General features: G+C 70.0%; 18 protein-coding genes and 1 tRNA gene. 15 read left to right on the forward strand and 4 right to left on the reverse strand.

What is annotated here, in order from left to right:
* Nucleotides 1-234: 234 nt before the first annotated feature.
* Nucleotides 235-1,626 (reverse strand): NsdA family TPR-like regulatory protein, encoded by a 1,392-nt coding sequence (locus ACGRHY_RS12690; protein ID WP_491630961.1) that lies wholly within the window; start codon nucleotides 1,624-1,626, stop codon nucleotides 235-237.
* Between the two features lie 129 nt (nucleotides 1,627-1,755).
* Here ACGRHY_RS12690 and ACGRHY_RS12695 point away from each other — a divergent pair, with 129 nt between their 5' ends.
* The 5 genes from ACGRHY_RS12695 (at nucleotide 1,756) to ACGRHY_RS12715 (ending at nucleotide 4,636) form a co-directional block, all read left to right on the forward strand.
* Nucleotides 1,756-1,983 (forward strand): hypothetical protein, encoded by a 228-nt coding sequence (locus ACGRHY_RS12695; protein ID WP_394635448.1) that lies wholly within the window; start codon nucleotides 1,756-1,758, stop codon nucleotides 1,981-1,983.
* Nucleotides 1,983-2,405 (forward strand): hypothetical protein, encoded by a 423-nt coding sequence (locus tag ACGRHY_RS12700; RefSeq protein ID WP_394635449.1) that lies wholly within the window; start codon nucleotides 1,983-1,985, stop codon nucleotides 2,403-2,405. The genes ACGRHY_RS12695 and ACGRHY_RS12700 overlap by 1 nt, the downstream gene beginning before the upstream one ends.
* 105 nt (nucleotides 2,406-2,510) lie before the next feature.
* Nucleotides 2,511-3,017, forward strand: a complete 507-nt coding sequence (locus ACGRHY_RS12705) for an NUDIX domain-containing protein (RefSeq protein WP_394635450.1) — start codon at nucleotides 2,511-2,513, stop codon at nucleotides 3,015-3,017.
* A 237-nt stretch (nucleotides 3,018-3,254) separates the two neighbouring features.
* Nucleotides 3,255-3,698 carry a glycine-rich domain-containing protein gene (locus tag ACGRHY_RS12710; protein WP_394635451.1) on the forward strand — a complete coding sequence of 148 codons (444 nt, stop codon included), beginning with the start codon at nucleotides 3,255-3,257 and terminating at the stop codon, nucleotides 3,696-3,698.
* Nucleotides 3,699-3,784: 86 nt separating this feature from the next.
* Nucleotides 3,785-4,636, forward strand: coding sequence for a protein kinase domain-containing protein (locus ACGRHY_RS12715; protein WP_394635452.1), 852 nt, complete (start codon nucleotides 3,785-3,787; stop codon nucleotides 4,634-4,636).
* Nucleotides 4,637-6,289: 1,653 nt separating this feature from the next.
* Here ACGRHY_RS12715 and ACGRHY_RS12720 read toward each other — a convergent pair.
* On the reverse strand, nucleotides 6,290-6,871 hold the full coding sequence (locus ACGRHY_RS12720; RefSeq protein WP_394635453.1) for an SCO5717 family growth-regulating ATPase: 582 nt from the start codon (nucleotides 6,869-6,871) through the stop codon (nucleotides 6,290-6,292).
* Nucleotides 6,872-7,039: 168 nt separating this feature from the next.
* On the opposite strand from ACGRHY_RS12720, the gene ACGRHY_RS12725 reads away from it, so the two are divergent.
* The 7 genes from ACGRHY_RS12725 (at nucleotide 7,040) to ACGRHY_RS12755 (ending at nucleotide 13,085) form a co-directional block, all read left to right on the forward strand.
* Nucleotides 7,040-7,414: an SCO3933 family regulatory protein gene (locus ACGRHY_RS12725; RefSeq protein ID WP_394635454.1), complete on the forward strand. Its 375-nt coding sequence runs from the start codon at nucleotides 7,040-7,042 to the stop codon at nucleotides 7,412-7,414.
* Nucleotides 7,411-7,605: a hypothetical protein gene (locus tag ACGRHY_RS12730; protein WP_394635455.1), complete on the forward strand. Its 195-nt coding sequence runs from the start codon at nucleotides 7,411-7,413 to the stop codon at nucleotides 7,603-7,605. The genes ACGRHY_RS12725 and ACGRHY_RS12730 overlap by 4 nt, the downstream gene beginning before the upstream one ends.
* Complete coding sequence (locus ACGRHY_RS12735) at nucleotides 7,602-9,026, forward strand: P-loop NTPase family protein (protein ID WP_394635456.1); 1,425 nt, start codon at nucleotides 7,602-7,604, stop codon at nucleotides 9,024-9,026. The genes ACGRHY_RS12730 and ACGRHY_RS12735 overlap by 4 nt, the downstream gene beginning before the upstream one ends.
* A gap of 46 nt (nucleotides 9,027-9,072) precedes the next feature.
* Entirely contained in the window at nucleotides 9,073-9,852 is a 780-nt protein-coding gene (locus ACGRHY_RS12740; protein WP_394635457.1) for a DUF2637 domain-containing protein, read from the forward strand.
* A gap of 175 nt (nucleotides 9,853-10,027) precedes the next feature.
* Nucleotides 10,028-11,485, forward strand: a complete 1,458-nt coding sequence (locus ACGRHY_RS12745; protein ID WP_394635458.1) for a replication initiator — start codon at nucleotides 10,028-10,030, stop codon at nucleotides 11,483-11,485.
* Nucleotides 11,482-11,685, forward strand: coding sequence for a helix-turn-helix transcriptional regulator (locus ACGRHY_RS12750; protein WP_394635459.1), 204 nt, complete (start codon nucleotides 11,482-11,484; stop codon nucleotides 11,683-11,685). Before ACGRHY_RS12745 ends, ACGRHY_RS12750 begins: the two co-directional genes overlap by 4 nt.
* On the forward strand, nucleotides 11,679-13,085 hold the full coding sequence (locus tag ACGRHY_RS12755; RefSeq protein WP_394635460.1) for a tyrosine-type recombinase/integrase: 1,407 nt from the start codon (nucleotides 11,679-11,681) through the stop codon (nucleotides 13,083-13,085). Before ACGRHY_RS12750 ends, ACGRHY_RS12755 begins: the two co-directional genes overlap by 7 nt.
* Nucleotides 13,086-13,230: 145 nt before the next feature.
* On the opposite strand, the gene ACGRHY_RS12760 is transcribed toward ACGRHY_RS12755, so the two are convergent.
* Both ACGRHY_RS12760 and ACGRHY_RS12765 read right to left on the reverse strand, forming a co-directional pair.
* Nucleotides 13,231-13,317 (reverse strand) — tRNA-Ser (locus ACGRHY_RS12760).
* Nucleotides 13,318-13,364: 47 nt separating this feature from the next.
* Nucleotides 13,365-15,056 carry a S1C family serine protease gene (locus ACGRHY_RS12765; protein WP_394635461.1) on the reverse strand — a complete coding sequence of 564 codons (1,692 nt, stop codon included), beginning with the start codon at nucleotides 15,054-15,056 and terminating at the stop codon, nucleotides 13,365-13,367.
* A gap of 167 nt (nucleotides 15,057-15,223) precedes the next feature.
* Here ACGRHY_RS12765 and ACGRHY_RS12770 point away from each other — a divergent pair, with 167 nt between their 5' ends.
* The 3 genes from ACGRHY_RS12770 to ACGRHY_RS12780 all read left to right on the forward strand — a co-directional run bounded on the left by ACGRHY_RS12770 (nucleotide 15,224) and on the right by ACGRHY_RS12780 (nucleotide 17,847).
* A complete protein-coding gene (locus ACGRHY_RS12770; RefSeq protein WP_394635462.1) occupies nucleotides 15,224-16,051 on the forward strand; it encodes a glycerophosphodiester phosphodiesterase in 828 nt (275 codons plus the stop codon).
* A 192-nt stretch (nucleotides 16,052-16,243) separates the two neighbouring features.
* Nucleotides 16,244-16,777, forward strand: a complete 534-nt coding sequence (locus ACGRHY_RS12775; RefSeq protein ID WP_394635463.1) for an ATP-binding protein — start codon at nucleotides 16,244-16,246, stop codon at nucleotides 16,775-16,777.
* A gap of 101 nt (nucleotides 16,778-16,878) precedes the next feature.
* Nucleotides 16,879-17,847 carry a DUF5926 family protein gene (locus ACGRHY_RS12780; protein ID WP_394635464.1) on the forward strand — a complete coding sequence of 323 codons (969 nt, stop codon included), beginning with the start codon at nucleotides 16,879-16,881 and terminating at the stop codon, nucleotides 17,845-17,847.
* Nucleotides 17,848-17,984 lie beyond the last annotated feature (137 nt).

Below are 17,984 nucleotides of genomic sequence, written 5' to 3' on the forward strand. Positions count from 1 at the left end.
GTGGGGCACCTCCTTCTGACCTGCTAATTTGTTCACTTCGACGGAGACTGTGGAATTTGAACCCACGATGACATCGCCACCACGACAGTTCTCAAGAGGTGCGGCCCCGCCCGCCACACGCTTCCCGGCCTGCACTGTCAACATTGCGGATGACCACCGGACCACACTGCGGTCCACCGAGGGCCCACGGCTCTGATGAATGGGACTGGATTACTGGTCTGTGCTGGCAGAGCCCTACGCGGCCTTGACCACCTCGCGGGCCCGGTCGTTGAAGTCGGCGACGAGCCGGTTCTTCCCGAAGGGCCTCATGCGTCGCTGAAGGTCTTCCACCGCATCGGCAGCCCGCGTGCTCTTGACCTGACCGGCCAGCTTCAGCGTCCGCAGACCGACCGCGTACGCCGAGTCGAGGTCGCGCCGCTGAAGGTGGGTGACGGCAAGCGCCGCCTGAGACATGGCACCCCGCCGGGCCCGCTTCTGCGCGTGCGCGTACTCGATCGACCGCACGGCGTGCACCTCCGACGATTCCGGGTCCCCCAGATCCCTGAAGGTCATCGCGTGCTCGCCATGCAGGTACGCAGGGTCGATGAACTCCGCCCACGCCTGCTCCTCCTCGGGCCTCACACGCTCAAAGACGGACTCGGATTTGGCGACCGCTCGGCTTGCGGCAGTCGTGTCTCCGAGCTTGGCCAGGGCCCGGGCCTCCAAGCACCACAGGTCCGCCAGGCAGGCCGGGGAGTCCGTCTTCGAGAGCCCGTGTCGCCCGGCTTGAGCCAAGCGCCGCCCTTCCTGTGGGTTCCCCAGCAGCGTCGCCTGGTCAGCCATGCCGGCGAGCACATGGGCGCCGAGCGCAGAGTTCCCGGACTCCTCCGCCAGGCGGAGTGCCTGAATGAGGTATCGCTGAGCGATGCCATGCTCCCCGGAGTCGTAGGCCATCCATCCGAGGAGGTAAGTCTGTTCGGCTGCCGCCTCGCACAGGGCTCGCCTGACGCGCCGTGTATGCGTCCTGGAGAGGAGAGGGTAGACGTGACTGGTCATGTACTTGGCCAGCACTAGACGCCCGGACCCTCCGCCCTGGAAGATGTCCATGCGCTGAAAAGTCTCGAACATCGACTTGACGGCCGTCACATCCTCCAGGCGGACGCGGGGCCCGGACGTGGGCTCCTGGTCGAGCGTGTTCATCAGCCAGTCGCGCGAGGGTTCAACTCCAGCGACGGCAGCGAAGGGCGCGGCGGTAAGCAGCTTGCGTCGATCCACGTCGGCTCTCCCGAGTTCGGCAACTGCTCTCACGGTAGCTTCGAACGAAGTGTCGTAGACCAGAGCCGCGTCGGCCAACGCCCCGTCACCGAAGCCGAGATCGTATGTTGTGACCCGGTATCCGAAGTGGTCCGAGAACACGTCAGCGATAACGTCCGGCAGCGGCGCACGCGGCGTCTCGCCTTGGAGCCAACAGCGAACACGTGTCGTATCCGGCGAAATGTGCGGCTGGTTCCACTCGATCGCCTTCGATCTCACACGCCGGGCCAGCTCTCCCCGGCTCATCCCGGACCGGGCCAGCCAGTGCACGAGCCTTTCGTTCGGCGTCTTCATCCTCACAGCCTCCACGACAAGGGGTAGCGGAAACGACACCCTTCGACACCCCTACTGACGGTACCCCCATCCGAGCTGTCCGTGTTGGCTAGCCGTATGAGCCGATCGGACCGCGCGGTGTATCCACCCGCGAGGGCCGTTACCTACGTCCTGGGGGAGCGAGGGAGCGTGAAGATCATGGCCGCCGAGGAGCCCGCCAAGGGTGACGTGCTCTACGACGAGATCCGGAAGACCGTGGGCGAGTTCCAGGACAAGGAAGCCAGGTACTACCTCCTGCGCCCCATCGGCGGAGGCCGCGAGTGGACGGCCCTGCCCGACGTACTCCGCCCGGCCACGCAGGCCGAGCTGCTGAGCGCCCGTGTGAAGGCCGCGAACCACGCCAGCCGGGGGCTGTGATGTGGGCCGACACCCGGGTGCGCTTCTGGTGCGAGCTGTCGGCCAGCATCCCGCACCGGTCCTCCCGGATCGTGCTGGGCCTGCATCTGGCCCCGACTCCGCGGCTTGCGGTGCGGTGGATGCGCGAGCAGGCGGAGCGGGTTGCCAGGGCGCTCGACCCCGACCCTGGCGCCCCGTGGTTGCCGTCAGCCTGCCTGCATCCTGTCGAGGCGGAGGGCGGTCCTGATCCCGGCGGAGTTCTGCGGGAGTGGGCGCGTGCCGAGGCGGAGCAGGAGAACGCCTTGGGGGTGCTGCGGGAGGGCTGGCCCTACACCGTCACCGCCCAGGACGAGACGGCCTACTACTTCCTGATAGCCGGCCCGCTGGTGCCGTCGATCACCGAAGAGCTACGGGTGTACCGGCGCAGCTACGCGGCCGCATAGACCGCCGCAAGACTCCCCCGCCCTCTGGGTTGAAACAGGTGTGCGCTCTGCGTCCCCTCGGGGCGGGGGTCTTCCAGGACCACAGAACCATCGACAAGGAGTGCCGTGTCCCTTCCCCCGTCTTTCACCACCCCGCCGGGTCGGCGGTACGGGTGCCTCGCCTTGTGTCTCAACCAGGACGGCGCGGTCTTGATGCTCAACCCGGCCTACAAACCGGGCTGGATTCTGCCGGGTGGGCTCGCTGAGGCCGGGGAGTGGCCCCATGACGCCTGCGTGCGGATCGTGGAGCGGGAGACCAGCCTCCGGGTCGAGCCGGAGCACCTTGCGGCGGTGGACTTCATCCCCGCCGACCCGGCCAGCGGTTCGGCCGAGGGCGTCAACTACGTCTTCGACTGCGGCGTGTTCCACAACGACACCGAGTTGGAGGTCCCCGACGACTTCCGGGCAAGCGGGTGGGTGTCCCTGACCGAACTGGAGAACTTCGCCGCCCCCTACCAGGCTCGGCGCATCCGGCAGGCCCTGGCCGCGACCGCCAGAGGCAGGACCGCGTATCTGGTGAAGGGCACTCCCACGTTGCCCGGCCCCGGCCTGAGCAAGCTCATCGGCGTGTAGAGGGCTGGCATGACCGGAGAGCACAGCCGGTTCGGCATCAACAACCGAGCGGCGCGAGAGGAACCGAAAAGCCCGGCGCAGCACCCGCTGGGCACGTAGTCGGGCCACTCCGCACCGGTTCGAAGACTCCGCCCTGGTCACGCCAGGAGGACAGCCGTGGCCAGGGCGGGTGGTTCCCCGCCCCTCACCGGGGCGGGCCGGCAAAGCAGTGCACCATCCATCCAAGGAGGAACCTGCATGACCGCAACAGCGAACGACTTGCGGACGGGCCGCGCGCTCGTCAGCGACAACCTGTTCGACAGCCTCGCTCACTTCGTCGTCGCCCACGACGGGCAGCCGCGGGAGAAGGCCGAGCGCATCGCGGACCAGGCGGTCGCCTTCCTTGCAACCGTCGCCACGGCTACTGTGCCCATGGTCCCGTCGGACGACGTTGACATGGGACTCCACGCCTTCATCCTGCACACCAAGGAGTACGCGGAATTCTGCCAGCAGCACGCGGGCCGGTTCCTGCACCACAACCCGGCCCCCGGCGGCGGTGGCCGGACGCTGGAGGCTGTCACGGCCAGCGCGCACGCCATGAAGGCGGCGGGCTTCGTGGTCATGGACGAGCTGTGGACCGTGGATGGGGAGAGCGCCGCGCAGTGCGACGCGGACTGCGGACGCCCGTACGGGGCGGCCTGAGCGCCGCTAGTCTCCAACCGATGACGTGAAGGCGTGGCCGACTCCCAGACGCGGGGGTCGGCCACGCTGTTGGGAGGACTGGACCGATGACCCATCCCGACCCCTACGATCTGCCCCTCAGTGTCGTGGAAGCACTCGCCCCGGTGACCAGACGCCTCGTGCTGAACCGGCGTGGATCCACCGTCTGGGAGGTGGGGAACGAGCGGGGCCGGTGGGCTGTGAAGCTCGGTTACCCGATCGCCGCGACGCGCGATTGGCCCGCGCAGCCGTGGACCGCGTTGGCACCCGCGCGTGAGGGTGCGGTGTTGCGGCAGATCACCTGTGATGCCGTGCTCTACGGCGTTTGGGAGCACGGCACGTGGAACGTCCAGCCGTGGCGCGAGGGCCGCAACCTGTACGACCTGTGGGAGCCATGCCGATCCGGTGAGACTCCGATGACACCTGGCCTGGCCCATGCGGCAGCGTGTGCGGAAGCGCTGGCGGCCTTGCACGCCCAAGGGTGGGTTCACGGCGATATCCAGCCCGCGCACTTCATCATCGGCCCCGGCGGCGCGCACCTGATCGACCTGGCTCTGGCCTGCGGCGGGGAAGTCCCCGCCGAGTACGACTTCCCCTATCGGGGTTGCCTCGTCCACTACGAAAGCCCGGAGATCTCCCGCAGCGTCCTCGCGTCGGGCACCGCCGTCCCCACCATGCAGGGGGATATGTATGCGCTGGGTGCGTCCTTGCTCATCAGCGCCACCGGCCGGCGTCACGTGGCCTACCCCGATGACGCACCACGAACGGTGCAGCGACAGGCCATCGTGGACAGCCCCCACCGCCCGGTGACGGTGCCGGGGGTGTTGGGCAAGCTCATCGAGCAGATGCTCAGCCCCGTGCCGGCCGACCGGCCGACCAGCGCCGAGGTCTACAACGAGCTGAACCAGCAACGCTGGTGAGTTACCTGCCGTCTTCGGGGACGTGAGTACCAGCGCCGCCTTGCCACCGGGGAAGAGGGTCCCTACGGCGGCGGGGTCTCTCATTGCGCGGGGGCGGGGCTGGTGCTCTCCCCGCCCGTGGGAGGGGTGCGGTGGGCACGCGGTCGGCCGGAGCGGCTTTGGCCGGTGTCCTGCCCGGTCTGGGGTCGGGCATGGTCAGGGGGCCGTACGCTGCCCGGCGAAATCGGGCGGCCTGTGGCCTGCCCGCGTTTGCGGCCGATTGGCCCCCTGACCGTGCCCGACGCGGGTCCCGGTCCGGGGAGGTGGGTAAAGCCGCGAAGGCCGGTCGCCCCGGCCACGGACATGGCCGGCCACCCGCGAGCGGCCACCTCGCTTACGGCCGGAGCTGAGCTGCGGGTACGTGTGCGCCTGGTGGTGGCTGCCGCGCTGGGGCTTTCGACGGTGGCGGGCTGGTGGTGCGGCGGGGCTCTGGTGGGGTTGCTTCCTGGGTTCGGTTGGAACGCCGCTGCGGGCTGCGCGCTGAGCGGCCGGGGGCCGCCGCCAGCGGGGCGGTAGACAGGAGCGGTGGCGGCCCCCGGCCGCCAGCGCGCGGCCCGCCTCTGGCGGGCCGCTCTTGATCCAGTAAAGAAACTCTTAACAGCGCCGTGGCCGCTCGGCCCTGGCCGCCTTCTGCGAATCGTTCTGGCGCTGCTTCCCTCAATCTTGGCGCTTCGCGCCCCTGCTTGCTCTATCTCATGAGATTTTGCGCTGGTTTGCCTCGTTTGTCTCGCGGGTCGGCTGAATTTATCCACAGCCCGGTGGATGCAGCATGCCGGTAGCGGTTGAGGCCGGTTCGCGCCGGAGGCGCAGGGAGCCTGCTGTCTCCGCCTGAGATCTCGATGGAATGCGGAGCACGTGGAGGGCGTCAGGAAATGGATGTGATGTGCGTCACTCTGCGTCACACCGGAACGGCCTCCGGCACCTGTAGCAAGTGGGGCGGGCCAGAAGGTCGGCCGCTTCCGCTGCATCCGCTATTGGCGGTCTTCTGTCGATCACGCCGAGGACAAGGAGTGCGAATGAGTGACCTGCGCCACATCGACGCCATGTCACACAGCGCCTCGAAAGCACACCTCTATAAGCGGCCCTCCCAATGGGGCCTGGAACCAGGGGTGCCCTTATATAGCACGAGATCACCGGTTAGCCAAACCGGCGTTTTTCCGGACCCTTATGGGGCGCCGTGGACGAGCAAGCGGAGGTATCGGGTGCGTGAGGTGGGATGCGGCGGCGAATCGTTGTCGCCTCAGGCTGGACCTGGTGACGCGGTTGCCCGTCCTGCGGGATCGGCCGCATCGATCGGTGCGTCAGCGGGCCAGGCTGTTGGAGGTGGCTGCGAGTGGGCGGCTTGCCCGCCGACGTGGAGGGCTTGCCCATCGCGGCGAGCAAGCGCTGGGCAAGCCTTTGGGCAAGCCCTGGTGCGCTTGAGTGGGTGCGGAAGTATGGAACAGCACGGGGAGAAGAGGGCGGAGATGGATGGCCACGCAGCGCACGGCGGGGAAGGGAATCCGAGCGTTCACGGGGGCATGGCTGAGGTGATGGCGCTTGTCAGGGAGATGTCGGCCATGGTTCAGCGCATAGGAGAAGAGGTAGCGGCGACGCGCGAGGACCTGGAGGCGGTCAGGGCTTCTCTTCCTTCTCCGTCCGAACTCGGCCCTTCAGCTCCTCGACCTCGCGCCTGAGGGCCTGGTGCTCGGTGCTCAGACGACGGATTTCATCGCGCAGCGCGATGAGATGGGCGATCGCCTCGGCGAACTCAATGTCGCCGGCCTTCCCGCCCCGCTTTTCAGGTGTTGCGCCCGACGCCGCTTTTTCCTCCTGAATCTTGCGGTACCAGGCGGGCGGCGAGTAGTCGATCTCGAAATCACCGGTGCCCTCGGTGTCGGTGTCGGGCGGAGCGGCTTCCCGCTTCTCTCCGGCGAGATACCAGGCGGGCGGCGTGTAGTCGATACCGGACTCGTCGATGTCGGCAACGAAGCTGCCCCGACCCTGGATCGTGTAGACGAGCCCTTCGTCGCGTAGCACGTTCAAGGCGCTGCGCGCGGTCATGTTGGCGATACCGAAGCGTTCTTGCAACTCCCGGTAGGAGGGGAGCTGTTCGCCCGGCTTGTACCGGCCCGCTCTGATCTCGCGCCGGATGGCGTCGGCTGCGTGCTGATACGGCGGCCGACGATCCGGCTTAGCAGAGTTAGCGGGGCTCATACCTGCCAGGGTAGCCACTCCTAGCAGCCCTAGCACAGACCGCCGACCATGGCACCCCCCTATCCGCACCTAGCCAGCCATCACATGTCACTTGACACTGCTAGCAGTGCGAGGTGTACTTGTGTCCACGCCGCAACGAGCGGCACTGATCCGAAAGGACATTCATCCATGGCACGTATCCGCGTCGGCCTGCTGCCCTCCACCAAGTTCATGGTCGGCACCCTCCCGGTGCCGAAGTACGCCGATCAGGAGAAGACCCAGATCGCCACCGACCGGGAGACCGGCCAGCCGCTGTACACGGTCACCGTGTTCCTGATGGAGGACGAGCGGGCGGAGGCCATGAAGATCACCGTCCCGAAGGACGGTCTGCCCGTCGGCCTGAAGCCGGGGGTACCGGTGCGGCCGGTGGAGCTGTTCGCCACCCCGTGGGCGCGGATCTTCAACGGTCAGCTCTCCGACGGCGTCGCCTACCGCGCGGCCTTGCTGGAGCTGGCCGATGAGGCCGAGCCGGAGAGCGATGAGCCGGAGGACCTGGCGGCGTGACGGGCTCCACCGCTTCCGATGCTGCGCGCAGGGACAAGTTTCGGGCGATCGCAGCGGTGTGGGAGCGCGAGGGCTTTTCGCCTGGTGAAGCGCTTCTCAGCGCGGAGACCTGCTTGATCATCGCCGGTCCTGACATTCCCTGGAGTGATCGTGTTGCCGCGATCCGAGCACGAAAGAAGGCAGTGAAGTGACGTTGGAGGAGGTGATGGGCTACGCCCCGGTCCTGGTCGGGGCGGGCCTGACCCTCATCACCGTGTGGGCGGTGGTGTGGGTGGTCCGCTACGCGCTGGCGGACACGATGATGCGGGCCAGTATCCGTCAGGCGGTGCGGGTGCGCCGCACCTGGAGGAGGCTGGCCCCGATGGCGGGGCTGTCCGTGACGGACAGGACGCCCACTGCCCTGGCGACCGTGGCGAGTGTGGACGGCAAGCCGATCAAGCCGCGGGTGCTGATCCCGGCGCTGAAGGTGAAGCCGGACCGGTTCGGGGTGGTGGTGCGGGCGAGCTGCCTGCCGAAGGTGGGGCTGGAGGAGTTCCAGAAGGCCGCCCCGTACCTGGCGGACGCCTGGCGGTGCACGCGGGTGTCGGTGGTGCCGGACAAGCCCGGTCAGGTGGTGGTCCGCGGTGTGCGGGTCGATCCGCTCATCACGCGGACCACGCACACACCGACCGGCAAGGTGCCCAAGGAACTGGCCCGGTGGCACCTGGGGGTGGACGAGTACGCCCAGCCCGTCAGCGTGGATCTGGCCGAGGTGCCCGGCGTGACCGTGGCCGGCCTGCCCGGCTTCGGCAAGACCTCGCTGGTCAACCGGTTCCTGTGTGACTGGGCACCCTCGCCCGCGGTGCAGTTCGCGGTGGCGGACGGCAAGGTGTCGGCCGCGCACGAGGGGGACTACGCCGATGTACTCGGCCGCCTGTTCGCCTTCGTCGGTGACGACCTGGAAGCGGCGAACGCCCTGTTCGCCCGGCTGGTGCGGCTGCGGGACGCGCGCTCGTCCGCGATCAAGGCCGTGCTGGGGCGCAGGGACATGTGGCACATCGGCCCGTCGGCGGCGTGGCCGTGGGTGGTGCTGATCATCGATGAGGCGCACACCTACATGCGGGATCGCAAGGGCTCGGACAAGGAGACCAAGCGGCTCGCGGCGCTGGCGGCCGACAATGCCCGGCTGGTGGAAGAGCTGGTGCGCAAGGGCCGGAGCGTGGGCATCCTGGTCATCCTCGCCACGCAGAAGGCCACCGGCGATGCGATTCCCACCTTCATCCGGGACGTGTGCCCGGTGGGGCTGTCCTTCGCGCAGAAGACCACGGACGCGTCCGTGGCCGCGCTCGGCGATGACATCCGCAACTGGCCGGATGCCGACCCGACCGAGTTGCAGGACCCGGCCTACGTCGGTGTCGCGGTCATGAAGCTCAGTGGCCGCAAGGGTTTCACCCGTCTGCGCACCCCGTACGTGAACGAGCACCAGGCCGCCCGTATCGCCGAGGCGACCGCCCACCTCACCGCCGACCCCACCGACCTGCTGACCGCTCAGCTCGCCGACGGTGAGGTCCGCCGCATTCTGCTCACCAAGAACGACGACTCCGCCGACGGCGGGGATTCCCTGGCGGCCTGACCCAACAACCCTGCCCCTGCTCGCTGCTGGAAGGAGGTGAATTCTGATGTCCGAGGACCGGATCACTCAGCGGACCGTGACCGTGGTCATGTGCCTCATCGCCGCCCTGGCGTTCGTGTTCTCCTTCGGTAACGTCTGGGCCCTGGCCCTGCGCTTGGGCGTCCCCGCCCCCATCGCCCCGCTGATCGCCCCGATGGTGGACCTGTCGGTGGTCGGCCTCCTGGTGGCCTTGCGCTACCTGTCCCTGCGCGGCGTGCCCGCGGAGCAGATGACGGCGGCCACACGGCTGATGCACTTCTCCGGCCTGCTGACCCTGGCCCTCAACGTCGCCGAACCCCTCATCACCGGCCACTACGGCCGTGCCGCCGTGGATGCTGTCGCTCCCCTGTTGCTGCTCGGCTGGGGCGCGGTCGGCCCCCAACTCCTGCGGGCCTTCCACACTGCCACCGCTGCCGCCCCGGCTCCGGCTGCTGCGCCCGAACCGGCACCGGCCCCGGTGCCCTCCGGCGGACCCGCCACCGCTGACCAGACGGACCCGGTATCTGCTCCGGCCTCTGCCGAGTCCGCACCGGAGGTGACACCCGTCTCCGTGGCCTCGGCCCCTGCGTCCGCTCCGGCCCCGGTGTTGGCCGCCCGTCCGGCCACGCCCGCTCCCGTCGCCCGGTCTGCGGTGAAGGTGCCTGAGCCGCTGCTGAACGAAGCACGCTCCATCGCCGAAGCCCACTGTGCCGAACACGGCCAGCCCATCACGGCCGACCAGCTCAAGCGGCGGCTCGGTGTCGGCTTGCCCATGGCCAACGCCCTTCACGCGGCGCTGACGGCCTGACCCTCCCCGCCGGCCTTTCCCGACGCCTCTCCCGCTGTCCAAGCCTTACCGGGCTCGGCCTGGCATGCCGCCGGGCGGCAACCGTCTCGTCCACGACTGCCGCCCGGCGGGTCTGTCCGTAACCACTTCACTCGCGTCTTTTCACTCTCACCCCAGGAAGGAGACTCCGCAACTCATGGCTCGCCTCCTGGACCTGCGCCACGTGATCAGCCCCGCCGTGCGGGACCTGGTCGAGCTGGCCAACCTCGGCGACCTCGACCGCGTCGTGGAACAGGTCCGCGCCATGCGCGGCTGCGCCCGCCCGGTCAACCTCCGTGGCTGGACGGTCACCACCGACACCACCACCGACACGATCGTCCGCTCCTACACCACCGATGACGAGCCGACCGGACGCCTGCTGACTCCCTGTGGCAACCGCCGCGCCTCGCGCTGCCCGGCCTGCTCCCGCGTCTACGCCGCCGACACCTACCACCTGATCAAGGCCGGACTGTCCGGCGGCAAGAACGTCCCCGAGGCCGTGCGCTCCCACCCGCGCGTGTTCGTCACCCTCACCGCTCCCTCCTTCGGGCACGTCCACGGCATCCGCACCACCAGCGCGGGCCGGGTGCTCGATTGCCCGTGCGGCCGACGCCACCGCGAAGACGACCCTGTCCTGGGCACCCCGCTCGATCCGGCCACCTACGACTACACCGGCGCGGTGCTGTGGAACGCCCACGCCGGTGCCCTGTGGGCCCGCTTCACCATCTACCTGCGCCGCAAGCTCGCCAAGCGCCTGGGCCTGACCATGAAGCAGTTCAACGCCGCTCTGCGCGTCTCCTTCGCCAAGGTCGCCGAGTACCAGAAGCGCGGCCTGGTCCACTTCCACGCCGTGATCCGCCTCGACGGCCCCGACGGGCACACCACCGCACCTCCCGCCCGCGCCACCGCCGACATGCTGACCAAAGCCATCCGCGATGCGGTCAAGGACACCGAGATCACCGTGGAGTCCGACACGGTCGGAGACCACACCATCAAATGGGGCAAGCGGCTCGACATCAGGGAGATCACCGCCCTGGGCGACGGCGAACTCACCGACAACAAGGTCGCCGCCTACGTCGCCAAGTACGCCACCAAGAGCGCTGTCGAGGATTCCGGCACCATCGACCGCACCCTGGTCTGCCGCCCCTGCGCCGGGCAGGGCTACACCACCGGCCCCGACCGCTTCCGCGACCTGTGCGACCACTGCGAGGGCACCGGACAGGCCGAGCCCCTGCCCGAGCTGCGCGTACGACAGCACGTGCGGCAGATGATCCGCACCGCCTGGGCGCTGGGCCACCTGCCGGAGTTCGCCGGCCTCAAGCTCTGGAAGTGGGCCCACATGCTCGGCTTCCGCGGCCACTTCTCCACCAAGTCCCGCGCCTACTCCACCACCCTCACCGCCCTGCGGGACGTCCGCCGCGCATGGCGCCTGGCACAGGCCCGAGCCGATGACGGCCGCGACCTCACCGACGAGGACACCACCCTCGTCACCGACTCCTCCTGGACCTACCTCGCCTCCGGCTATCGCCCCGGCGAAGAACTCCTCGCTGCGCAGACCCGCCACGACCTCGAAGAAGCCGACCGCATCAAGACCGAAGGAGTCCCCTGGCTGTGACCACCGCGACCCCCGTACGGAATCAGACGCTCACCCTGGCGGAAGTCCTCGATGAGCTGCGGATGTCACGGGCCGCCTTCTATCGCATGCGCGCCCGTGGCCAGGGCCCGAAGTGCCTGAAGCTGCCCAACGGGCAGATACGCGTCCGCCGCTCCGATCTCGACGTCTGGTTCGATGCCTGCGAGGAAGCCGCGTGCTGACCTACGACGTACAGATCTGGGGCATCCGCAAGCGGGAGAACCGGGCCAAGCCCTATCAACTGCGCTGGCGGGTGGGGCCACAGGCACACTCCAAGTCCTACAAGCTCAAGGCCCAGGCCGACGGGCGGCGTGCTGAGCTGCTGACGGCCCTGCGCAATCGTGAACAGTTCGACACCGCCACTGGTCTGCCCGGCTCAGAACTTCACGAATCCCAGTCCCCCACCTGGTACGCCCACGCCTGCGCCTATGCCGCCATGAAGTGGCCCAGCGCCTCGGCCAAGCACCGCGCGAGCATCGCCGATGGGCTGGCAACCATCACCCCCCGGCTGGTGACCGACAGCCGGGGTGCGCCGGAGCCCCGTGTACTCCGGGCGGCACTGTACTCCTGGGCTTTCCGCTTCTACCTGGACGAGAACGGCACCCTCAAGCCCCGCACGGAGGCCGAGGAAGCCCCGGCGGAGATCGCCGCCGCGCTGGAGTGGATCGCCCGGAAGTCCGTGAAGGTCAGTGACCTGAACACGCCTTCGGTGGTGCGGTCCGCCCTTGAGGCCCTGGCGGTGAGGTTGGACGGCAAAGCCGCCGCTCCGAACACGATCCACCGCAAGCACACCGTCTTCAGCAACGCCCTGCGCTACGCCGTAGAACGCGAATTCCTGGCGACGGTGCCTCTGGGCAAGGTGGACTGGAAGGCGCCGGAGACAGACGACGAAGTGGATTTCCGGTTCGTGCCAGGGCCCCGGCTCGCCAAGAAGCTGATCGCCGCCGTTGGCGCTCAGGGTGAGCGCGGTCGGCACCTGCATACCTTCTTCGGCTGCCTGTACTACGCAGCGATGCGCCCGTCCGAGGTCACTGACCTGCGCCTGTCGGCCTGTTCCCTACCGGAAAAGGGCTGGGGCGAACTGGTGCTCTCCGGCAGCACACCCCGTGTGGGCTCCGGCTGGACCGACAGCGGGGAGTCCTTCGACACCCGCGGCCTGAAGCGGCGGGCGAGGAAGGCAACCCGTTCCGTGCCCATCCCGCCCGTGCTGGTCCGCATGCTGCGCGACCACGTGAAGGAGTACGGGGCCGCCGGGGATGGCCGGCTGTTCCGCGCACAGCGGGGCGGCCACGTGCTGTCCAAGGAGTACGGCGAGACCTGGCAGGCTGCCCGGCTCGCGGTCCTCTCCGAAGCCGAAGCTTCCTCGCCCCTCGCTGACGTGCCGTACTCACTGCGGCACGCCGGGGTCTCGCTCTGGCTCGAATCCGGAGTGGCCCCCGCCGAGGTCGCACGCCGGGCCGGGCACAGCATCGCGGTTCTCTTCCGCTTCTACGCCAAGGTGATCCACGGCAGTCAGCAGCGGACGAACGAGCAGATCGAGCGGGCGCTGAGGGACGCCGACGAGGACGAAGAAAACAGGTGAGAGCGGTCCACCCGTGGTCCACAAATGGTCCACATGCACTGATCAAAGCCGGGATACCGGCGGGCCAGGGTGAGACAGCTTCAACAATGAAGGGGTGCCCCTGGTGAGGGGCACCCCATCTGACCTGCTAGTCCTCTGACCTCGGCGGAGGCTGTGGGATTTGAACCCACGGTGACATCGCTGCCACGACGGTTTTCAAGACCGTTCCCTTAGGCCGCTCGGGCAAGCCTCCCCACGCCGCGCCGTGCGGTACGGCGTGGGGACAGCCTAGCCGGTTCGTCAGTCGCCCTCGCGGGAACCCAGGGTCAGTTCGGCCTTGTTCTGCTCGCCGCCCCGCATGTAGGTGATCGAGATCTTCTCGCCCGGCTCGTGGGACCAGATCTCGCTGATCAGGGTGGGGCCGCTGTCGATCGGGACGCCGTCGAGCTTGGTGATCACGTCGCCCGGCTTCAGGCCCGCCTTGTCGGCCGGACCGCCCGGGGTGATGGGGTCGCTGCCGTCGTCGGTGTCCTCGATGATGCGGGCGCCGTTGCCCTGGGCGCGCAGGTCGACCTGGACGCCGATGACCGGGTAGACGGGCTCGCCGGTCTCGATCAGGGCCTTGCCCACGCGCTGGGCCTGGTTGATCGGGATGGCGAAGCCGAGGCCGATGCTGCCGGGCGCGCCCTGGCCGAGGCCGCCGCCGGCCGACTGGATGGCGGAGTTGATGCCGATGACCGCGCCCTTGGCGTTGAGCAGGGGACCGCCGGAGTTGCCGGGGTTGATGGAGGCGTCGGTCTGGAGGGCGCTCATGTAGGAGGCCTTGGAGCCCTGGCCGTCGCTGGAGGCGACGGGGCGGTTCTTGGCGCTGACGATGCCGGTGGTGACCGTGCCGGACAGGCCGTACGGGGCGCCGATGGCGATGGTGGCGTCGCCGACCTGGACCTTGTCGGAGTTGCCGAGCGGCAGCGGGGTGAGCTTGGCACCGCCGGCGTTCTTCAGCTTGATGACCGCCACGTCGTAGCCCTGGGCCCGGCCGACGACCTCGGCGTCGTACTTGCGGCCGTCGGAGAAGGTGGCGGTCAGTTCGCCGCCGCCGGCCGCGCTGGCCACCACGTGGTTGTTGGTCATGATGTGGCCCTGCTGGTCGTAGACGAAGCCGGTGCCGGTGCCGCTCTCGCCGCCGCCCTCGGCCTGGATCGTCACGACGCTGGGCAGGGCCTTGGCCGCGATGCCGGCGACGGAGTCGGGGGCGCGGTCGACCTGTCCGACGCCGCCGTCGGCCGAGATGGTCGTCGAGCCGCGGTCCGTGCGGTCGGCGGCCCAGAAGCCGACGCCCGTGCCGACGCCGCCCGCGAGGAGGGCCGCCGCCGCGACGGCGGCGATCAGGCCGCCGAAGCGTCGCTTCCTCTTCTGGCCCTCCGGGGGCGGCGGGGAGGCGAGCGGCGCGCCCCAGGGGGAGGCCGGGCCGCCGGGGGTACCGGGTGCGCCGGGGGCTCCCGGGGCGGGCGGCGGGGTGCCGTAGCCGTCGTAGCCGCCGCCCGGTGCGCCCCACTGCCCGGCGGAGGGGTGGGGGGCGGGGGAGACGTACGCGGCGGGGGGCTGCTGTGCGGCGGGAGGCTGCTGCTGCGCGGCGGAGGGGTCCTGCGGGGTGTGGTGCCCCTGCGGGGGCTGCGGGGCCGGGTGGCCCTGTGCCTGGTGGCCCTGTGCGGCGGGGGGCGCGGGCTGGGCGGTGGGCTGCGCTGCCGGTCGGGACGCCGGCTCGGAGCCTTCCGGCTCGATCTTCCGCAGGACGGTCGTCGACTCGTCCCCCGGCGCCGCCTCGGGAACGGGAGCGGGCGCGGGGGCCTGGAGGTCGTAGTCCTCCGGCGGGCTGTCGTTCGGTGTCCTGGGCGCGGCGGCGCCGTTCGCGGCGGACCGGTCGGCCGGCGGGTGCGGCACGGGGGCGTCGGCCGCGTGCTCGCCGGCGGCGCCCTCGTTCTCGGTGCTCACAGCTCTCTCCTCAGGTACACGACAGTCGCACGTCTTTCCGGGGACGGCGTGCGTATTCAGGTGTATGGCGTCAAGCTTCTCCCACCGCACGTCAGACCGGCGTAAGCGCACCCGTCCGAACGGACGCCCGGACCGCCGCGCACGGGGCGGGGTGGCACCATAACGCGGTGAGCCCTGATCAGCCCCGGGAGTCGCCCGGATCCCGGCGCCCCATCTCCGTCGTCGCCCACCGCGGGGCCTCCGAGGACGCCCCCGAACACACCCTGGCCGCGTACCGCAGGGCCGTCGAGGACGGCGCCGACGCGCTGGAGTGCGATGTGCGGCTCACCGCCGACGGGCACCTGGTGTGCGTCCACGACCGCCGCGTCAACCGTACCTCCAACGGCCGCGGCGCCGTCTCCTCGCTGGAGCTGGCCGAACTGGCCGAGCTGGACTTCGGCTCCTGGAAGGGACGGCTCAGCGACGAGGAGTCGCCCGAGACCGAGAGCCGCGAGCACACCTCCGTCCTCACCCTGGAACGGCTGCTGCGCCTGGTGGAGGAGCAGGCCTCCGCGGGGCGCCGGGTGGAGCTGGCCATCGAGACCAAGCACCCCACCCGCTGGGCGGGGCAGGTGGAGGACGAGCTGCTGCGGGTGCTGGCCCGTCACGATCCGGGCATCCCCGTGCGCGTGATGAGCTTCTCGGCGCGCTCCCTGCACCGGATACGGGCCGCGGCGCCGTGGCTCCCCACCGTCTACCTGATGCAGTTCCTGCTGCCGCGCCACCGCGACGGGAGGCTGCCGCCGGGCGTGTGGATCGCCGGGCCGAGCATCCGGATCCTGCGCAACCACCCCGAGTACGTGGCGTGGGCGCACCGCGCCGGCCACCGGGTGCACGTGTGGACGGTGGACGACCCGGCCGACGTGGAGCTGTGCGCGCTGCTCGGCGTGGACGCCATCATCACCAACCGGCCCCGGCACGTACTGGCCCAGCTCGACGAGATGTTCCGGGACTGAGGACGGGCGAGGACGGGCGGGGCCGGGCGGGGCCGGGCGGGGCCGGGGCGGCCCGCGCACTACGGCGCATCCGGGTCCGCCGGTGGTGAACGGGCGGTGAGGGCTGCGTCACGGTACCGGCTCGGGCGGTTTCCGCCGTCGGACGAAAGGGCATCCATCACGTGGCGTGGGGCGAACAAGGAGGTCTCGGGGGTGGCGTTGGTGGTTGCACAGGAGGCGCCGACGTCGTCGACGATGGCCGTACCCCACGGTCCGGCGGGCGTGGGTGCGGCGAGACGCCGGATGCGCGCGGAGCTTCTCGGCTCCGGTACGCCCGAAGCCGTCGTGGACGACGCGGTTCTCATTCTTTCCGAACTTCTCAGCAACGCGTACCGGCACGCCAGGCCGATCGGCGTGAGCGACTGCGTACGCGCGGCCTGGGGCCGCACCTCCGACGGCGGGGTGAGCGTCTCCGTCACCGACGGCGGGGGCCCGACCAGACCCCGGCCGTCCAACCCGTCGGTGACGGCGCGGGGCGGCAGAGGGCTGTCGATCATCACCTCCCTGGCCCGCGACTGGGGTGTGCGCGACGACCGCGGCGGTCGCGGGCGCGGACACGGCCACGGGCACGGCCATGGCCACGGCGCAGTGACGGTGTGGGCGGTGGTGGCGCCCTCCGAGAAGGACGCGTTCGCCTCCTCGATGCGCTTCGACCTGTCGGAGCTGGAGGGCCTGGAGGACCTCTGACGTAGTCGTTCCGGGTGGTCTCTCCCGCGTACGCGTGCCGCCTCGGCCTCAAGGGCTAGGCTCGCGCCGACAGCGTCCGCACGACCGGGAGACCCCACCCCATGGCCAAGAAGCGCCGACCCCAGACCAAGGCCGCCAAGCCGCAGCCCGCCGACGGTGAGATCCCCGTCGTCGGCGCCCGCGAGCCCTGCCCCTGCGGATCCGGCCGCCGCTACAAGGCCTGCCACGGTCGTGCCGCCGCGCAGGCGGTGACCGAGCTGGTGCGCCGCCCGTTCGAGGGGCTGCCCGGGGAGTGCGACTGGGTGGCGCTGCGCGAGCTGGTGCCCGCCGCGACGGTGCCGCTGAAGCTGAGGGAGGGCCTGCCCGAGGACGTCCCCTCGGTGACGCTGGCCACCGTCCTGCCGATGGCCTGGCCCGCGCTGCGCCGCGCAGACGGGGCCGTGCTGCTGGGCGTGCAGAACGACACCCCCTCCGGCGACATCAGCCGCGATCTGGCCGATGTGCTGCGGCGGGCCATGACCGCGAAGCCGGGCACCCCGGTGGCCGCCGAGCGCATCCCCGCCGGCGCCCCGCGCCTGCAGGACCTGCTGGACCTCGACGCTCCCTTCGTGCCCGAGGTGCACAGCGGCTTCGAGTTCTGGGTGGAGGACGCCGGCAACCAGAGCCCGGAGGTCGCCGCCTCGCTGGAGCGCGCCAACTCCGCCGCCCTGCCGACCGCCCGGCTGGAGGGGGTGGAGGCCGCGTACTGGTGCGAGACCCCGGAGAAGAACCATCTGCGCTGGGTCATGCCGCACCCGGAGGAGCGGCTGCTGGACGCGCTCGCCCGGCTGCACGCGGCGGGATCGTCGTCGCTCGGCGAGGGCACGCGGCTGGTCGGCTCCTTCCGGGCGCACGGCCTGATGGTCCCGGTGTGGGATCTGCCGGGTGCGATGGGTGCGCAGGAGTGCGAGAAGCCGGCCGCGGCCTTCGCGGAACGGCTCACCGAGGCGCTGGAGGCCACCGACCCGCTCACCGCGGAGGAGCGCCGGGCGCGCAGCGGATTCACAAATCGCCAGATCACTCTCAACTGACAGACGAATTCCGGCCGGCGCGAGAGGAAAAGGGCAAGTGATTCCCGTCACAGCGGACCGTACCCGCAGGTAGACCGGCGGCCGGAAGACATCGGTGGAATTTGCGAACGGGCCGTTACTTGTTACGGTTCTTACAG

The organism is Streptomyces shinuiensis, assembly GCF_043660855.1.
Lineage (GTDB): Bacteria > Actinomycetota > Actinomycetes > Streptomycetales > Streptomycetaceae > Streptomyces.